This window comes from Adlercreutzia sp. St.1H8, from assembly GCF_059728655.1.
Window position 1 is genome coordinate 35,915 of sequence record NZ_AP039376.1, and the last position, 17,720, is coordinate 53,634.

Genomic DNA, 17,720 nt, shown 5'->3' on the forward strand with positions numbered 1-17,720 from the left:
CGGCCCGACGCCCGGCGGCCCGGCGGCCCACGCGGACGCCGTCGTCGCTGTCGCCCGGCGCCACCGTTGCCCGCATGGTGATGGTTCGCGCGCGGCCCCCGCTTGGTCGCGCATCACGCGAGCCCGATCAGTCGAGCAGGATGTTTCACGTGAAACATCCTGCTCTTTTTATGTAGGCGAACCTACCTCAGCTAGCTCCCCCAGGCGCCCGGTAATGTGCCCCGATGCCCTGGCTAACTTCTATGGACGCTTTGTGAGGAAATGGGGAGCCGCCTGAGTCGACGCCGGCTTTCTCTTGAATTGATGTACCGATTTTGGTACAACTGTGCCCACAAAACCTAGTAGTTAGCTAGACTTTACGAAAAGCGTCAACGGGCCACTACGGCTGTTCGGCGCTCCCAACGAGAGAAACCAATGGATGGAGGCATCCCCTTGAACAAGAAGACCAACGCGCGCGCTGCCGGCCCGCTGCCCGGAGTGAGGGGCAAGCTCGCTATCGCCGCCATGGCCCTCGCCTTGGCACTGGCCCCCCTGGGCTCCTACGCGAGTGCCGCCGCCATGCCCGCCGAGGCTGGCCCCGTCGCGTCTGACGCCCCCGCATCCGATGCCGTCAGCACCGTGACGCAGCCGCGCTTCGTCGACGGCGAGACGCGCCCGGAGCCGCCCGTCGACGGGGATGATGCGGCCGACCACACCATGACGTTCTACTACTGCGAGCCCATGGGCTACGAGGACCCGGACTACAGCCACCCGAGCGGCATCCGCCTGCTGAAGAAGCGCGTGGTCACCGGTCTCAAGGCAGGCCAGGTGCTTGACACCCGCGACTACGTCGAGGATATCGAGGGTCATGTCTTCTTCGACGCCTACCCCGTCAAGCCGGTCGTGTCCTCCGACGAGTCCCAGAACTACGTGGAGCTGGTCTACTTCAAGACCATGGACAATGCCTGCACGGTGAACTACTACAAGGTGAAGGGCCAGCCAGACGCCATGGTGGGTTCCGACGACATCGCCATCGAGAAGATGGGGTCGTTCACCATTGACAACCAGCGCTTCGATCAGAAGATCGAGGGAAGTCAGGTGGCTGCTCCGCTCGAGGAGATGATCTACCTGGATACCTATCCGGAGTCCATCCGCCTGAAGGACAACCCCGAGGACAACGTGATCAACGTCTTCTACACGCCCGCGTTGACGACACTGCCCGGCAACACGATCGTGCCCGACTACACGAATCCTCCCGCGGATGGATCGACTGATCCGGATGCGCCCGAGGTCGTTCCACCGGCGGAGGACGCCGTGCCCCCTGCGTCCGGTGATGCCGACAAGCCGTCAGCAGGCGGCGACGCCGAGGCCACGCCTCCTGCCGGCTCTGACCAGGCGAAGCCCGAGGGCGATTCGGACGGCTCCGGCACGGACGGCTCCGACGGCGCCGATGGCGCTGAGTCCGGCCAGCTCCAGCCGACCCCGGCTCCGGCTCCCGAGCAGCAGGACCCGGCCCCGGCGCAGCCGACCCCGGACGCCAACGCCGACGCCTCCGGCAGCGCCGGCGGCGCTGAGGCCGCCGCTGACCGCGACCGCGACCCCAAGACTGCGTCCGAGCTTCCCCAGACCGGCGACGCGCTGCCGGCGGCCCTTGTCTCCGTCGCCGTTGTGGTCGCTGCTTCTGCCGGCGCGCTCCTGGTCGCCTCGCGCCGTCTCCACGTGACGCGCCGCTAGTCACCTAACACACAGAACTGTCCCCTGTGCTCTGAGGGCCCTTCCTCCTGGAAGGGCCCTTTGTGCGTTTGCCGCTCCGTTTCCCCTGATCTGCTGGCTCATCAATTACGCCTTTGCAACGTATGACCCTGATAAAGGTAACGCATGCCACCCCGAGCGGGCGCAATTCGCTGGAGGCGGTACCTTTTAGGCGTCGTATCGATTGTGTTGGGACGTGTGCCGCGGGCATGCCTCCTCGCACCAGGCAATGAAAGGAGAGCGAGTATGAGCGCATCTCAGAAAGCGCCTGTGGCGAGCGCGTCGTCAGCCGGCTCCGCGTCGCCGCTCAAGACGCTCGGGTTCTTCGGCTTCTTCGCCATCACCGCGTCCATGGTGATGACGGTGTACGCCTACCCGAATTTTGCGTCCTCCGGCATGCACCTCATCTTCTTCCTCATTCTCGGAGGCGTATTCTGGTTCCTCCCGGTCGCGCTGTGTGCGGCCGAGATGGCCACCGTGAAGGGGTGGGAGTCTGGCGGCATCTTCGCCTGGGTGGGCAACACCCTGGGCAAGCGCTGGGGATTCGCGGCGTTGTTCTACCAGTGGTTCCAGATCACCGTCGGGTTCGTGACCATGGCGTTCTTCGTCTTGGCCGCCATCTCGTTCATCGTGGGCTGGGACGCCTTGTATGACAATCCGCTCGTCATGTTCATCGGCGTTGCCATCATCGTGTGGGGCCTGACCCTCACCCAGCTCGGCGGCACGAAGCTCACGGCGCGCATCGCCAAGATCGGCTTCTTCGGCGGCGTGCTGATTCCCGCGGTCGTTTTGCTCGTCGGCTTGGTGGCCTACCTGGCTACGGGCGGCATCTCCCAGATCGATCTGGCCACGGCCAGCTACGTGCCCGACTTCACCAAGACCGGTACGCTCGTCATCTTCGCGTCGTTTATCCTGGCCTTCGCCGGCGTGGAGGCCTCGGCCTCGCATGTCAACGAGCTCAAGAACCCCGGCAAGATCTATCCGCTCGTGATGATCGTGCTGTGCGTGCTCACCATCGTGCTCGACACCCTGGGCGGCATGGCCGTGGCTCTGACCATCCCGCTCGAGCAGCTCGAGGGCAACATGAGCGACGGCGTCATCGCGGCGTTCGCGGCCATCTTCGACGCGCACTTCCACGCAGGCTGGCTCGTGTACGTCATCGCGTTCCTCTTGGCAGCCGGCGTGCTCGCCGAGATCTCGTCCTGGATCGTCGGCCCGTCGCGCGCCCTGCTCGCCACGGCTGACGAGGGCATCCTGCCCAAGACGTTCGCCAAGACCAACAAGCACGGCGTGAGCGTGAAGACCGTCGTCATCCAGGGCATCATCGTTACCATCTGGGATGCGGTGCTCTGCGGCTCGATGGCACTCTCCGGCGGCTCCAGCTCCTCGGTGGCCTACCTCACCGCTGTGGGCCTGACCGTCGTTATCTACCTGGTGGGCTACGTGCTCTTCTTCCTCGGCTACTTCAACCTGGCCCTCAAGAAGAAGGATCTGCCCCGTGTGTTCAACGTGTTCGGCAAGAGCACGGTGGGCAAGTGCCTCATGGCGGGCGTCGGCCTTGCGGTGACCCTGTTCGCCCTCATCATCTCGTTCTTCCCGTCGAGCGAGCTTTCCGCGCAGGCCAACATCGTCTACGTGATAACGCTCATCGTGTGCTGGGCTGTCTCCGTCGCCATCCCGTTCGTCATCTACGGGCTGCGCCACCATTGGGATGGCACCAAGAAGCCGGCGGGCACGTCGACGCCTAAGACCACGCATCGCGGCGGAACCCACGCGCCGCATCCCGCGGGCTAGCCCCCGCGTCCTGCGCCCGGGCCGCCGGCAGTGTCCGGCCCGGGCGCCTCAAGGAGCCTCTGCGACGAGCTTGCGCACGTCGCTGGCCATAACTGTTCCCCGTCAACGCAGTGCCGCCTCGATCCGCGACGCCGCAACCAAGGTAAGGAGACCCTTTCATGACTAAGAAAGACGTTAAGCTCGTCTCGACCGAGGAGCTTGCCGAGATGGACGCCCAGACCGGCACCACCAGCCCGATTTTCGGCTCCTACGCGTCCGACGTGGAGATGCCCTCCACCAAGCTGAACCATGACCCCATCGAGCCGCGCATCGCGAGCGAGGTCATCCGCGAGTATCTGGGCACTGAGGGCAACGCGCACCAGAACCTCTGCACCTTCGTGCAGACCTACATGGAGCCCGAGGCGACTGAGCTGATGAAGGACACGCTCGAGAAGAACGCCATCGACAAGGACGAGTACCCGATGACGGCCGACCTGGAGAACCGCTGCGTGCGTATCATCCAGGATCTGTGGCATGCCGACCAGAACGAGCAGCCCATGGGCACCTCCACGGTGGGCTCGTCTGAGGCCTGCATGCTGGGCGGCCTGGCCGCGCTGTTCCGCTGGAAGGCGCTTGCGAAGGCCGCGGGCATCGACATCTACTCGTCGCACCGCCCGAACCTCGTCATCACGAGCGGCTACCAGATCTGCTGGGAGAAGTTCTGCCGCTACTGGGACATCGAGATGCGCGAGGTCCCCATGGACGCCGATCACCTGTACATGACGCCTGACCAGTGCATGAAGTACGTCGACGACCACACCATCGCCGTGGTCTGCATCCTGGGCATCACCTACACCGGCTGCTACGACGACGTGAAGGGCATCGACGCTGCCCTGACCGAGTACAACAAGACCACCAACATGCCTGTCCGCATCCATGTGGACGCTGCTTCCGGCGGCATGGTGGCCCCGTTCATCGAGCCCGACCTCGAGTGGGACTTCCGTCTGCCCAACGTCTGGTCCATCTCCACGTCCGGCCATAAGTACGGCCTGGTGTACCCCGGCATCGGCTGGATCGAGTGGCGTTCCAAGGAGGCCCTGCCCGAGGATCTGATCTTCTGGGTGAGCTACCTCGGCGGCCAGGAAGCCACCATGGCCATCAACTTCAGCCGCTCCGCGTCGCAGATCGTGGGCCAGTACTACGTCTTCATGCGCAACGGCTTCGAGGGCACCAAGGAGATCCAGCAGCGCACGATGGACGTGGCGCATCACCTGGTGGAGGGCATCAAGAAGATGGGCATCTTCATCATGTACGAAGAGGCCACCGAGATCCCGATCCTCTGCTGGAGCCTTGATCCTGCGGCCGGCAAGAGCTGGACGCTGTACGACCTGGATGACCGTCTGCGTATGCACGGCTGGCAGATCCCGGCCTACCCGCTGCCGGCGAACATGGAGGACGTCACCTGCCAGCGCATCGTGACCCGCGCCGACCTGTCGATGACCATGGCCGACAAGTTCCTGAAGGACATGGCCGCCGAGATCAAGAACCTGGACAACGCCACCGTCATCGGCGCCCAGGACAGCAACATCTCGAACAAGGCATTCGATCACAGCGGCCGCTAAGGGCTGCTGAACCGGAAGGCCGCGCGCAGGCGCCCCTTCCAGCGCACGAGAGCGCGCCCCGCAGCCTCTGGCTGCGGGGCGCTTCTTTTTTGGGTGCGGCGGGGAAGTGGGGCGGCGGTTGGGCAGAGGGGGCGGCGGGGAAGTGGGGCGGGTGCTGGCGGCGGTCGGAGGCGGGGCGGGGGCGGTGGGGGCGTGTTTCACGTGAAACACGCGTATGCGCGCCAGCGCGCGGGGCCCTCCCGGCTGGCGGGGCCGGCCCGCAGCCGCTCGCGCGGCGAGCGAAGCCCCGGCCGGACGGGAGGCGGCTGCCGGACGCGGGGCTGGCGAGGATGTTGGGGCACTGGCGGTGCCCACCCGCGCAGCAGGGCGGCGGCCCCGGCCGCAGGCGAAGCGGGGGGCGGCTGGACGCGTGGCGCTGGCGAAGGGTGGGCTGGTAGCGCCTCAGCTGAAAGGGATCGGGGCGGCAAAGAGAGAGGGGAGCCGCCGCCGGTCATCCGCGCGGCGGGGCGGCCGATGTTTCACGTGAAACATCGACCCGCGTGCTGGCGCGCAACGGTCTTCCGGCTAAGGAGAGCACGGCCCGCAGGGCGGCCCGCCCGCCACGCCGAAGCCCCAATGCTCGCATGACGGGGGGGCGGCGCGCAGGAGCCGCATGATGGGCGCCCCACGCCGTCGGGGCCTCGTTGCGCAGGCACCGCATGACGGGAAGCCTGCGCCCGGGGATCCCACGCCGTCGGAGCTTCGTTGCTCGGATGCCGCCCTGAGGGGCGTCGTCCTCGGTGCGTGGTTTTCGCAGAGGTGCTCCGGGGCCGAGGGGGAAAGAAGTTAGCAAAGGTAAATAAAAGGGCGTAACATCGTACTCCATTTCGCCGTTTAGCGCGCTTTCGGCGAACCGCCGACGGCCCCTGGGGGGCACACCCGTGCGAGCTTTCGCGTAGCGGCGCGTTGACAACCCCCTCCCCGGTACGATGCCCGGCCCCCTCGCTGCTTTCCTCGCCTTCTCCACCCTCATCGCCTTACCCGCTTGCCCGCTAACCTCGCGGCGCCTGCGCTGCCCTTCCGCACGTTCTGCCGCGCATTCCGGCGGTGCCGCGCGACGAGAGCGAAGACGATTGCAGCCACGAGTAGGGTTGCGGCGATGCCGAGCTCGATGAGCAGGGTGTGTGAGAACCCGGCCGCGTAGGCATCGGCCTTCGAGGCGCCGTTCGCCAGCAGCCGGGTTGCATCAGACGACATGACGCCGACGAACAGCGCCGAGGCGAACGACGTCACCACTTGGGAAAACGTCGAGTGAATGGCCGATGCGTTCGAGATCAGCCGCGCGGGCACCGCTTCCAGGTCGTAGGATTTGAGCGGCGCGTAGGCCAGCCCCACGCCCGCATAAGCGGCGCCGGCGCCCACGAGCACGCCGATCGTCATGAGGCGGGACGCGGCCAGTCCCGTGACGATCAGGCCGGCAACCAGTAGCACGAACCCCGTGGGAACGAGCGGCCAGATGCCCCGGGCGTCCTCGATGCGCCCTCCCAGGTAGGTGGCCGCCACGTAGGCAAAGATGGGTGTCACCAGGTAGCAGCCGGCAACAAACGGGGTGCAGCCCGCCGTCCCCTCCAGGTACAGCGGCACGAGCAGGCTCATATAGAGCGATCCCATGAACCCGAGCAGCGCTATCAGCTCGCCGATGGTGAAGGTCGCATGGCGCAGCGGCGCCAGGTCGAGCAGCGGCTCCTTCAGACGCAGCTGCCGCAGGGCGAAGGCGGCCAGCACCACGCCGCCTGCGGCCATCAGCGCGAGGGCGGGGAGCAGATCCTTGCCGAGGACGTTCACCCCGTAGATGAACAGGGTCAGTCCGGCGAAGCTCAGCAGGATGCTGAGCAGGTCTATCTTGCGGAAGGCGCGGGGCTCGATGTCGTGGATCGCGCGCGACCCGACCGCCAGCAGCACCGCAGCGAGCACGGCAGGCAGCAGGAACGCGGCGCGCAGGCTGACGTAGGTGATGAGCATTCCGGACAGGAGCGGCGCGAAGGCCAGTCCCGCGCCGATGACCGCGCTGTTGAGCGAGAGCAGGGTGGCGGATTTCCCCTTGGGCGCGATGGCAAGGATGGCGGCCGACACCACGGGGAAGAACAGCCCGGCGGTGACCGCCTGGAGGAGGCGCGCCGCCAGCATCGACGGGAAGTCCCACGAGAAGAAGCCCAGCAGCCCGCCGGTTAGCGACAGGGCGTACCCCGCCACCATCACCCGGCGCAGCCCCACGCGCGCGAGCACCGAGGCTGCGGTAGTGATGGTGGCGCCCGCCACGATGGCGAATCCGAGCACCATCCAGTTGGCCAGAGCCAGCTCGATGCGGAAGGCGCCGGCAACCGTGTCGAGCGCGACGTTCATCATCGACTGGTCGAGTGAGGCCAGCAGGTTGCTGGCCAGAAGCACGACGAGCATGACGCGGCTAGACGCAGGTTGCGGCGAAGTGGCAGAAGCGGTGTTCATGGGGCACCTCGACGGTAGTGGGCGACGAAGGGGCCTGACAGGCAGAGGAACGAAAGGCCCTGGTCGATCGTAGCGCCCGCGCATGTCGTCGGCACTCCGTTGCTTAACTCGTAAGGCCCGTGAGAACAAGGCGACACGCCCGCGATGCGGAGAGGTCGGGCTGAGATTCGAAATGCCCCCGAAAACACACGGACGTCGTCTTGCCGACGGCGTCCGACTGAGAGCTCGTGGAGCGGGCGACGGGAATCGAACCCGCGTTAGAAGCTTGGGAAGCTCCTGTTCTACCATTGAACTACGCCCGCACGCGCATCGGAGATTATACCCCTTCCTCCCTTCACGTCAGCCGGCATTTCAGGGAATCATCACGACTTGCGGAGGCAGCACGGGGGACAGCAGGCAGGCAGCACGGGGGATGCCGATGCGGCATCCCTGCATCTCCCCGCGGCCGGGGAGCTTGCGAATCTCCTGACCCGTTGTGCTCGTGAATGCTGCCACGTTGTCAGGGGTCATCATGTAAGGATACTGCTCAAGCATGAACAGGTAGAGTCCGTCCGGGTCGGCCGCCTTGAGCTGTGCCTCGTCTATCTCCATCTTGCCATAGGTTTCCTTCATAGTCGCCTCCTCTCGAAAGTGAGGCGGCCAGCGTCGCTGACCGCGATGATGGGGTGTTTGGATAAACGCCACAACGCTGCGAAAGCCCCGATCGCATGCTTGCGCAGAGCGCGCAGTTGTGACGCAACTCGAAATGAGTGTTCGATGCGGTTATCAAGGTGCCTGCATTCCGTATGTAGCACCGATAGTTCCGGGGATGCACATTTCACGAGCAAGGCTAAAACTCTGCGATTCATCCGAGAGAAAGATGTCCCAAATTGAGAAGAAGGTGTCCCGTTTCGATTTGCTCTGCCGTGAAACTTTGCAAAGACTTTGCAGTCCTCTGACAAGGCGCACATACAGCTTGGTCATGCTTGAGCAGAGCCTCCTCTTAGGCTCCCTCCCGTAAGAGGAGGCGTCTTTCAGAGAAAGGAATCGACATGACCAAAAACATGACAAGAAAAGCACTCACTATCGTCGCTACGGCGATTCTCACGCTCGGAATGATGAGCGCCCTCGGCTGTTCTTCACCCGAAACCCAATCGGGGAACTCCAGCGCATCCGAGGCGCAGACGAGCAATCAGATATCGGTGTATTCACGTGAAGATGGTTCGGGCACGCGCGGTGCGTTCATCGAACTGTTCGGCTTGGAAGAGAAGGACGCGAGCGGCAACAAGATTGACATGACGACGGATGCAGCCGCCATCACCAACTCTACTTCCGTGATGATGACGTCGGTAGCGAGCGACCCCGACGGTATCGGATACGTTTCTCTCGGCTCGCTCAACGATACTGTCAAGGCCGTCAAGATCGACGGCATCGAGGCAACGGCGCAGAACGTGAAGAGCGGCGACTACAAGGTGTCCAGGCCATTCAACATCGTGTTCGCCGAGAACCTCAGCGCACCGGCACAGGACTTCGTGGACTTCATCATGAGCTCCGATGGTCAGGCGATCATCGAGGATAACGGCTACATAGGCGTTGACGAGAATGCGGCTCCCTTTACCGCTACTGGCGCAAGTGGCAAAGTCGTGATCGCGGGATCCTCCTCGGTCACCCCCATCATGGAGAAGCTCGCCGAAGCGTATAAGGCCGTGAATCCTGACGTAGCCATCGAGGTTCAGCAATCCGACTCCACCACCGGCGTCAACATGGCTATCGAGGGCACGTGCGACATCGGTATGGCATCGCGTGACCTGAAGGATTCGGAGGCTTCGTCCGGGGTCAGCGCCACGGCTATCGCCAAGGACGGAATCGCTGTGATCGTCGCCCCCGCATCCATCGTCGACAGCCTCACCAGCGACCAAGTGAAGGCGATCTTTTCCGGCGAAGCGCTCACGTGGGCAGAAGTGATCGGCTAGCTATATGTCGAAGTCTGCACGGAAAGAAGGCTTTGCGAGGGTGCTGTTCACCCTCGCTGCCGCGATTTCGATCTTGGCAGTTGCCCTGATATGCGTGTTCCTCTTCGCCAACGGGCTTCCGGCGATGTTCCAGATCGGCATCCCCGAGTTCCTGCTGGGCACCACCTGGAAGCCGGGAAGCGACATGTACGGCATCTTTCCCATGATCGTGGGGAGCATCTACGTGACCGCCGGTGCCATCCTCGTCGGTGTTCCGGCGGGCATCCTGACGGCGATATACCTGTCGTGCTTTGCGGGCAGCAGGGTCGCATCCGTTCTGCGGCCGGGCATCGAGTTGCTCGCCGGCATCCCCTCTGTCGTGTATGGCTTCTTCGGGTTGATGGTGCTCGTCCCCTTCATCAGGATGACGATGCCTGGCAGGGGCCTTTCGCTTCTGGCAGCATCCCTGCTGCTGGGGATCATGATCCTTCCCACCATCATCACCGTGGCGAAGAACGCCCTCGATGCCGTTCCGAGAAGCTACTACGAGGGGGCCCTTGCCCTGGGCGCAACCCATGAGCGGGCCGTGTTCCGCATCCTCGTGCCTGCTGCGTTCTCGGGAATCATGGCGGCTGTCGTGCTGGGAGTCGGGCGTGCGATCGGCGAGACCATGGCGGTCGTTATGGTCGCGGGAAACCAGCCCGTCATACCGAACTCCATCTTCGACGGCGTTCGCACGATGACCGCGAATATTGTTCTGGAGATGGGCTATGCCGCCGACCTCCACAGGGGCGCTCTCTTAGCAACCGGTGTCGTGCTGTTCGTCTTCATCATGCTCATCAGCCTCCTGTTCAGCGCCATCAAGAAGCGGGGTGAGGAGCGATGACGTCGAAGATTCTGCGCGCTCTCGTGTACGTGGGAGCCATCCTCACGGCTCTGGTCCTGGCGGGGATCGTGGGATACATCCTTGTAAACGGCATTCCTCATCTCAAGCCCTCCCTGTTCGAGTGGACCTACACTTCCGAGAACGTCTCGCTCATGCCCGCTCTCATCGATACCATCCTGATGGCCCTGCTCGCTTTGGCGCTATCTGTGCCGACGGGCGTTGGCGCGGCAATCTACCTGGTGGAGTACGCGCGCTCATCGAGCCGCTTCGTGAGGGCAGTCCGCATGACAGCAGAGACGCTCCAGGGCATCCCCTCAATCATCTACGGTCTGTTCGGCTTGCTCTTCTTCACGACCATGCTCGGGTGGGGGCTTTCCCTCATTTCCGGCGCATGCACGCTCGCCATCATGGTGCTCCCCGTCGTGATGCGCACTACCGAAGAGGCGCTTCTCGCTGTCCCCGAATCCTACAAGCAGGGCGGCTTCGCATTGGGGGCGGGCCATGTCAGGACGATCTTTCGCTGTGTGCTGCCAAGCGCGCTTCCTGGCATCGTGGGCGGCGTGCTGCTTGCCCTTGGCCGCTGCGTTGGAGAGGTGGCCGCGCTCCTCTTCACCGCTGGCACCGTGGCGCAGATCCCCGATTTCGGCGGACAGGGCATCTTCGCAATCTTCGATTCGTGCAGGACGCTTGCCGTCCATATGTACGTGCTCGCAAGCGAGGGCCTTCACATGGACGAGACCTATGCAACAGCCGTCGTGCTCCTGATCCTCATCGTGATTCTGAACATGGGAGCGAACTTCGCGGCAAAGAGACTTAAGAGAGGAATGTAGATGATGGACGCAGTCACAGCACCCGAAAAGAGAATCATGGAACCTGAGAAGGAGCAAAGCGTGCAGAGCGCACGGGCGGAAGCCGCCGTCGCTGAAGCGAAGATGGGCGTTGAGGGACTCGACCTTTACTACGGAGAGTTCCATGCTCTCAAAGACGTCACGCTCGATTTTCCGAAGAACGAGGTGACGGCCCTGATCGGGCCTTCGGGATGCGGCAAGTCGTCGTTGCTCAAGACCTTGAACCGGATGAATGACCTGATGGACGGCTGCCGCGTGGACGGGTGCGTCTCCTTGGATGGCGACGACATCTATGGTGGCCTGCCGGTCAATGACCTCCGCCGCCGCGTGGGCATGGTGTTCCAGCAGCCCAATCCCTTCCCCATGAGTATCTACGACAACATCGCCTTCGGCCCGCGTACTCACGGGATCAAGGGCAAAGAAGTGCTCGACGTGATTGTGGAGCAGTCGCTCCGTGATGCCGCCATCTGGGATGAGGTCAAGGATCGCCTGAAGAAGAGCGCCCTTGGGCTCTCGGGTGGCCAGCAGCAGCGCCTGTGTATCGCACGTGCGCTTGCCGTTCAGCCTGAAGTGTTGCTGCTTGACGAGTCCACGAGCGCACTCGACCCGATATCCACGGCGAAGATCGAGGATCTGGTCATCGAGCTCGCATCGAAATACACCGTGATCATGGTTACGCACAATATGCTGCAAGCCATTCGCGTATCTACCAAGACCGCGTTCTTTCTCCTAGGCGAAATGGTTGAGGCAGGTGACACGGATGCGTTGTTCACGCATCCGAAAGACAGCCGAACAGCCGACTATGTGTCAGGTCGCTTCGGCTGAGATCCTTTACATGAATTTGACATTCGCACAGATGCCAGTCCCTTCGCGTGGAACTAAAATAGAGACATGATCTACTATGTTGAGGATGGCAAGAATATCCGGGATCTAGCCACCTATGCCCTGAACCAAGCGGGGTTCGAGGTGGTCGGGTTTTCTTGCGCCGAAGACTTCGAGAATGCTTGCTCGTCGCAGATGCCTGACCTGGTGCTCTTGGACATCATGCTGCCCGGCAAGGATGGCCTTGAGATTTTGGAGTCAATGAGGCTGAACCCCTCCACGCGGCATATCCCTGTTATGATGCTCACGGCGAAGGGCTCGGAAATAGACAAGGTGCAGGGCCTTGATCTGGGGGCGGACGACTACCTGGCAAAGCCCTTCGGCATGATGGAGCTCGTCTCGCGCGTTCGCGCTCTCTACCGTCGGGCCGAGTCGCCTGCGATAGCTGTCGGCGGCAAATGCAAATGTGGTGAGATCACACTCGACGGCGAAGCGAGAACCGTCCGCGTCTGCGGTGAGCCCATCTCCCTCACGCTCAAGGAGTTCGACCTCCTTCAAATGCTCATGAACAATTGCGGCCATGTGCTCACGCGAGACCATTTACTGGAAAGCGTATGGAGATGGGACTTCGCGGGAAATACGAGGACAGTCGATGCCCATGTCCAGACGCTTCGGCAGAAAATCGCAAGCGCTTCTGCTGAGGCGGCGTCGATGGTGGAAACGGTCCGCGGCGTCGGATACGTCATAAGGCCGTGATCCGATATGGCCCACAAAGAGAAGAAGCTGGCTTCGACGCTCCTGCGTTCCGTCCTTGTCTACTCGCTCGTAATCCTTCTTTGCTTCGCATGCGTCTTCTCGGCATTCTTCTACTTCGTCTACGAGCGGGACGAGGAAGCGAGAATCGAGGCTGTCGCCCAAGCCGCGGCCCGCTCCCTTGATGGCGGAAGCGAGCAGGACGACATCCATGTGTTGGAGAGCCAGCTGCAAGCAGACATTCGTTATACCCTCATCGACGCCGATGGTGACGTGATCTTCGACAGCAACGGCAGCGTGAATGCGAATCACGCGGACCGACCTGAGATCATAGAGGCTCGCGCATCGGGATCTAGTTCCGTCATTCGATACTCCGCGACGCTCGGCGAAGACACCTTCTATGCGGCCGTTCTCCTGCAGTCGGGGAACGTGCTTCGTCTGTCGGAGCAGAGGGCATCGTTTCTTGCCGTCTTCGAGTCCACGGCCCCTGCGCTCGGCGTTGCTCTCTTGGTGGCACTCTTGCTGTCAATCATGCTGTCCAGGCTGCTTTCTCGGCGCGCTGTGGCACCTTTCGGGAAAATTGATGTCGCTCATCCGCTCGAAAACGATGCCTACGTAGAAATGCGCCCGCTTCTGGAGCGAATCGAACGGCAGCGCCGACAGCTTATAGGCCAGAATGACGAGCTCGCCCGCGCGGAGAACATGCGCAGGGAGTTCTCCGCAAACGTCTCTCACGAGATGAAGACGCCTCTCCAGGTCATCTCGGGATACGCCGAACTGCTTTCGAACGGTGGTATTCCGGAAGAGGACGCCAAAAAGTTCGCCTCGCTAATCCTGACCGAATCGGAGAATATGGCGACTTTGATCGACGACGTGCTCGTTCTATCGCGCCTCGATGACCCGTTGCTGGAAAATGCGGGGAAAGAGAGCGTGGAACTGCTCGCGCTCGCCCATGAGGTGGCAACCCGGTTGATGCCCCTTGCGGACAAGCGCAACGTGAGCCTGCGCTGCTTAGGCTCGACGGTGATAGTCGAGGGCAACCGAAGCCTCTTGGATCAAATCATATCCAATCTCATAACCAATGCGGTGAAGTACAGCGATGCAGGCGGAGAGGTCGTGGTCTCCGTCGGCAAGAACTTGAACGCGCTCGACCCCGATGGAGTCGCGGAGGCCTACGTGCGCGTTAAAGACAACGGATGCGGCATCCCTGCCGAAGAGACCAGCAAGATATTCGAGCGCTTCTATCGGATTGACAAAAGCCGCTCAAAAGAAAGCGGAGGGACCGGTCTCGGGCTGGCGATAGCCAAGCACGCGGCCGCGTTTCACAACGCAACGATATCCGTTGAAAGCAGTCTTGGAAAAGGTTCTGTCTTCACGGTGCATATTCCAGCCGATCGCTAAAGAGGACAAGCCATCATGCATGTTCCCATATTGAGGACAGGCATCACTAATTTACCAACGACATGAAGGAAGAGCTCGCCTATCGCCGCCAGAAGGTCATCGAGGACTACGGCGCGATCAAAGGTGTCATCGAGAACAGGCTCGCCACGCACGACGTCGGCTCGGCCTGGTTCCCCGACCCGGAAACCGGCAAGGAATAGCACAGGGGACAGTTCTAGCACAGGGGACAGTTCTGTGTGTTAGAACTAACACACAGAACTGTCCCCTGTGCTACCCTCTACGCGCATCTCGCGCTGACCGTGCAAGACGTACCAGAGCCGCTTCCCGTCCACGCCGATGCGACGTGCGAGCTCGGCGCACGAGATGCCTCTCAGCTGTCTTGCGCTATCCATGATGCAAGCAACGCCGCTTTCGTCGATCACGCAAGAAACACCAACATGCCGGCGCTAGCGGCTCATCAATTTCACTCCGAGACTGACCAGAGCCGGCAAGCCGGGGACTTGAAGGCGGCGCTTCACCGATGTCAGCTCGCTGGGGATCCGAATATGCTGGGGGCACTTCTCAAGGCAAGCTCCGCACTTGACGCAATCGCTCGCGAAGCGCGCCTCACCCACCATGGCCCCCGATGCCGTGATGTACTGGTGCATACCTTGGTACCAGCCATGAGCGAAAGACGTGTTGTAGGCAGCGAAGCACATGGGGATGTTGATTCCTTTGGGACACGGCATGCAGTACCCGCACCCCGTGCAAGGAATCCGGTAGTTTCGCGCGATGTGCTCACGAGCCTTCTTGATCGCGGTCTCCTCAGCAGCTTCGAGTGAGCCGGGAAACGCCGAGTCAGCCGTCTCGGCATTTTGCGACAGCTGATCAAGCGTATTCATGCCTGACAGCACCACCGTCGCTTCCGGGTGGTTCCACACCCAGCGAAGGGCGAGCCGCGCCGGATCGTCGCTCAGGCCGGCATCGGAAAGGGCGCGCCGCGCGTCCGCCGGCAATTCGCTTGCCAGCTTGCCTCCGAGAAGCGGCTCCATGACGATGACGGGCAGACCACGCTCTGCCGCTGCCATGAGGCCCGCCGTTCCCGCCTGATAGTCCTCGTTCATGTAGTTGTACTGGATCTGGCAGAAATCCCAGCCGAAGGAATCGAGCAGCGCAGGAAAATCTGCCTTGGGGCCATGGTATGAGAAGCCTATGTTGGTGATCCGCCCCGACCTCTTCTGCTCCGCTACCCAATCCTCGAAACCCAGGGAGCTCAAGCGATCCCATGCCGAAGCGCTCGTCACGTTGTGGACAAGATAATAATCAACATGGTCGGTGCGCAGCCTCTCAAGGGAGCGCTCCAGATACGTATCGAAATCGGTCGTCGCTTCGCATCGCGCGATCGGCAGCTTGGTGGCGATATGGACCCTCTCCCTCAGGCCGGGGTTGCGGGTGAATATCTCGCCGAGGGCCGCCTCGTTCCCGTTGTACAGATAAGCCGTGTCGAGGTAGTTGATGCCGCGCTCGACGGCTTCCACGATGAGTCGCTCAGACGCGTCAATATCGATGCGTCCTCCAGAAGAAGGGAACCTCATGCAACCGAAGCCGAGCGCCGACAACTCGTTGCCATTCTTGGGATCGGTCCTGAATTGCATCGCGAGCACTCCTTGCGTAAAATTAGTTGCACAATGCAATTAACTATAAGTTGCGGTATGCAACTTGTCAAGGAGGCGGCAGAGCTACGGTGATCGAAGAAGACCGGACGTACCAACGCGCGCGGACGCGTGAGCAGAAGAACCAAAGGCTCGATGGCATCCTGGACGCCACACGATCGATACTGGATGAAGGCTCGTACCACGATGTCACCTTGAGCGCCATAGCTGAAAGGGTCGGGTGCTCGCGCGCCAATCTCTCGCATTATGTCGGTTCTAAAGAGGAGATACTCCTGCTCCTGTACATCCGGTCATTGCGGGAGATCTTGGAAGCTATGAAAGAGATCGATCCCGGTTCTTTGGACGCGTCCTCCATAACAGGTCTCGAGGCCGCTTCGGACACTCTAGCGGCGATGCTTGCCTCACACAGGGACTTCGGAAGACTTGGGGCGCTTTTGACGAGCATCATAGAGACCAATGTGCGCCTGGAATGCCTCGTCGAATGCAAGCGCGAGATCATCGGCATGATGGCAGAGGGATCGAGTCTGCTCGTTGAGCGCGGCCTCTTCGACGAGCTGGCTGACTCCACCAGGTTTCTCATGGATCTGTCGGACTATGTCGCTGGGCTCTATCCTGCGACCCATCCGCTCCCCATTCAGCGAGCCGCCTGCAAGGAGACGGGGTATCCGATCCTGTCTTATGAGAAGTCATTGCGTGACTTTCTGACTGTTCAGCTCGTCGGCTATAAAGTGTTGAAGGAGAAGCGGGACGACTCGTGACCCCGCAGGCGGAAGGCCCGCCGACCCGAAGGCCGACGGGCTTGCGAGCTGCTCTGCGGCGACCTGTTGGTCGCGCGGCTTGATGCGCGCCGTGTCGCCGTGGACGTAGTTGTTGCAGTTCCACGAGAAGTCGCCGTCGTGGTCGCACTTGGCGACGTATGGCAGGTCAGGGTACGTGACCTCCTGCCGTTCGGGGCGTCGACCTCCACCGCGATGCGGTTGAACTCGGGCTGCCCGAAGCCGACGACCGGGAGCGACTCCCACTTGCCGTAGACGCCATCGCAGAGCCACACCTCGTCGCCGGGCCTCACGTCCGAGAGGGGACCTCCACCGAGGTCTCCGCGACCTCCTCCGGCGTGGGCTGGTAGACGCGGGACTCATCGTCGCAGTAGAAGGTGATGTCCGCCCCCTCGCCCCAGGCCTGGGGCCTCACGACGGCCACGAGGCCGGGGTGCCCGCAGTCGCCGCCGCATCCGTGGTAGCCATCCCCGAGGGAGTCCCTGTCGACCACTTCGATGCCGAGGGATCCGATCCGCGCAACGAGACCATGATGAAGATGTTCACGCTCATCAGTGTCGGTGAGCGTGCCGGAGGCGGTATCCCCGACATGGTGAAGAAGTGGACATCTTCAGGCTATGGAGCCCCCGTGCTCAGCGAACGGGTGAACCCGGAGCGATCTACGATTCTTTTGCCCCTGGTCAAAGAGTCAGTTGGCAACGATGTCGGTAATGTCGGTAATGATGTCGGTAATGTCAACAGCGAGGCCGTGACGACCGCAGAGCGAGTGCTGCGCCTCATCGCAGGCAATCCGAAAATTAGTGCACAGAGTATCGCGGCTGGCTTAGGAATGAGCAAGCGACATATCGAAAGAGTGATGGCGGGTCTTCGTGATGAAGGCATCCTGATTCGCGAGGGGGGTACCCGCGGCAGTTGGGTAATAGCTAAGAACCGATAGGGCGCTACTGCGAAAATGTTTTCGGAGTAGGCTATGGATTGCCGCGTGCCATGTGTGCAGAAAGCCGATTGACTCGATGGGCGACATTTGAGAATATAATCGTA

The 17,720-nt window shown here is 62.1% G+C and carries 16 protein-coding genes and 1 tRNA gene; 12 read left to right on the top strand and 5 right to left on the bottom strand.

The window, feature by feature from the left end; translation table 11 throughout:
- The first annotated feature begins 432 nt into the window (after nt 1-432).
- The 3 genes from AC6I0Y_RS00135 (at nt 433) to gad (ending at nt 5,126) form a co-directional block, all read left to right on the top strand.
- The gene (locus AC6I0Y_RS00135; RefSeq protein WP_497732031.1) at nt 433-1,713 is read left to right on the top strand and encodes a hypothetical protein; all 1,281 of its coding nucleotides are present in this window, start codon (nt 433-435) and stop codon (nt 1,711-1,713) included.
- A 264-nt stretch (nt 1,714-1,977) separates the two neighbouring features.
- Entirely contained in the window at nt 1,978-3,525 is a 1,548-nt protein-coding gene (locus AC6I0Y_RS00140) for an amino acid permease (protein ID WP_497732034.1), read from the top strand.
- Between the two features lie 158 nt (nt 3,526-3,683).
- Nucleotides 3,684-5,126, top strand: a complete 1,443-nt coding sequence (gene gad, locus AC6I0Y_RS00145; protein WP_160708180.1) for a glutamate decarboxylase — start codon at nt 3,684-3,686, stop codon at nt 5,124-5,126.
- Between the two features lie 1,008 nt (nt 5,127-6,134).
- Here the strand turns inward: gad and AC6I0Y_RS00150 are convergent.
- From AC6I0Y_RS00150 to AC6I0Y_RS00160, 3 genes are all read right to left on the bottom strand, one after another.
- Entirely contained in the window at nt 6,135-7,610 is a 1,476-nt protein-coding gene (locus tag AC6I0Y_RS00150) for an MFS transporter (RefSeq protein WP_497732037.1), read from the bottom strand.
- A gap of 228 nt (nt 7,611-7,838) precedes the next feature.
- A tRNA-Gly gene (locus AC6I0Y_RS00155) sits at nt 7,839-7,912 on the bottom strand.
- 49 nt (nt 7,913-7,961) lie between these two features.
- The gene (locus AC6I0Y_RS00160; protein WP_497732040.1) at nt 7,962-8,222 is read right to left on the bottom strand and encodes a helix-turn-helix domain-containing protein; all 261 of its coding nucleotides are present in this window, start codon (nt 8,220-8,222) and stop codon (nt 7,962-7,964) included.
- 419 nt (nt 8,223-8,641) lie between these two features.
- On the opposite strand from AC6I0Y_RS00160, the gene AC6I0Y_RS00165 reads away from it, so the two are divergent.
- The 7 genes from AC6I0Y_RS00165 (at nt 8,642) to AC6I0Y_RS00195 (ending at nt 14,451) form a co-directional block, all read left to right on the top strand.
- Nucleotides 8,642-9,562 (top strand): substrate-binding domain-containing protein, encoded by a 921-nt coding sequence (locus tag AC6I0Y_RS00165; protein WP_497732043.1) that lies wholly within the window; start codon nt 8,642-8,644, stop codon nt 9,560-9,562.
- Nucleotides 9,563-9,602: 40 nt separating this feature from the next.
- Nucleotides 9,603-10,427, top strand: coding sequence for a phosphate ABC transporter permease subunit PstC (gene pstC, locus AC6I0Y_RS00170; protein ID WP_370520264.1), 825 nt, complete (start codon nt 9,603-9,605; stop codon nt 10,425-10,427).
- Nucleotides 10,424-11,257, top strand: a complete 834-nt coding sequence (gene pstA, locus AC6I0Y_RS00175) for a phosphate ABC transporter permease PstA (protein ID WP_160708168.1) — start codon at nt 10,424-10,426, stop codon at nt 11,255-11,257. Before pstC ends, pstA begins: the two co-directional genes overlap by 4 nt.
- 36 nt (nt 11,258-11,293) lie before the next feature.
- Nucleotides 11,294-12,100, top strand: coding sequence for a phosphate ABC transporter ATP-binding protein PstB (pstB, locus tag AC6I0Y_RS00180; RefSeq protein WP_160708166.1), 807 nt, complete (start codon nt 11,294-11,296; stop codon nt 12,098-12,100).
- 66 nt (nt 12,101-12,166) lie between these two features.
- On the top strand, nt 12,167-12,853 hold the full coding sequence (locus AC6I0Y_RS00185; protein ID WP_497732048.1) for a response regulator transcription factor: 687 nt from the start codon (nt 12,167-12,169) through the stop codon (nt 12,851-12,853).
- A gap of 6 nt (nt 12,854-12,859) precedes the next feature.
- Entirely contained in the window at nt 12,860-14,251 is a 1,392-nt protein-coding gene (locus AC6I0Y_RS00190) for a sensor histidine kinase (RefSeq protein ID WP_497732051.1), read from the top strand.
- A 62-nt stretch (nt 14,252-14,313) separates the two neighbouring features.
- Entirely contained in the window at nt 14,314-14,451 is a 138-nt protein-coding gene (locus tag AC6I0Y_RS00195; RefSeq protein ID WP_497732053.1) for a hypothetical protein, read from the top strand.
- Nucleotides 14,452-14,697: 246 nt separating this feature from the next.
- On the opposite strand, the gene AC6I0Y_RS00200 is transcribed toward AC6I0Y_RS00195, so the two are convergent.
- A complete protein-coding gene (locus AC6I0Y_RS00200) occupies nt 14,698-15,885 on the bottom strand; it encodes an aldo/keto reductase (RefSeq protein WP_497732056.1) in 1,188 nt (395 codons plus the stop codon).
- A gap of 89 nt (nt 15,886-15,974) precedes the next feature.
- On the opposite strand from AC6I0Y_RS00200, the gene AC6I0Y_RS00205 reads away from it, so the two are divergent.
- The gene (locus tag AC6I0Y_RS00205) at nt 15,975-16,661 is read left to right on the top strand and encodes a TetR/AcrR family transcriptional regulator (RefSeq protein ID WP_497732059.1); all 687 of its coding nucleotides are present in this window, start codon (nt 15,975-15,977) and stop codon (nt 16,659-16,661) included.
- Between the two features lie 307 nt (nt 16,662-16,968).
- Here AC6I0Y_RS00205 and AC6I0Y_RS00210 read toward each other — a convergent pair whose 3' ends face one another.
- Nucleotides 16,969-17,172 carry a hypothetical protein gene (locus AC6I0Y_RS00210; RefSeq protein ID WP_497732062.1) on the bottom strand — a complete coding sequence of 68 codons (204 nt, stop codon included), beginning with the start codon at nt 17,170-17,172 and terminating at the stop codon, nt 16,969-16,971.
- 36 nt (nt 17,173-17,208) lie between these two features.
- Between AC6I0Y_RS00210 and AC6I0Y_RS00215 the strand changes: the two genes are divergently transcribed.
- On the top strand, nt 17,209-17,616 hold the full coding sequence (locus AC6I0Y_RS00215) for a hypothetical protein (RefSeq protein ID WP_497732064.1): 408 nt from the start codon (nt 17,209-17,211) through the stop codon (nt 17,614-17,616).
- The last annotated feature ends 104 nt before the right edge of the window (nt 17,617-17,720 follow it).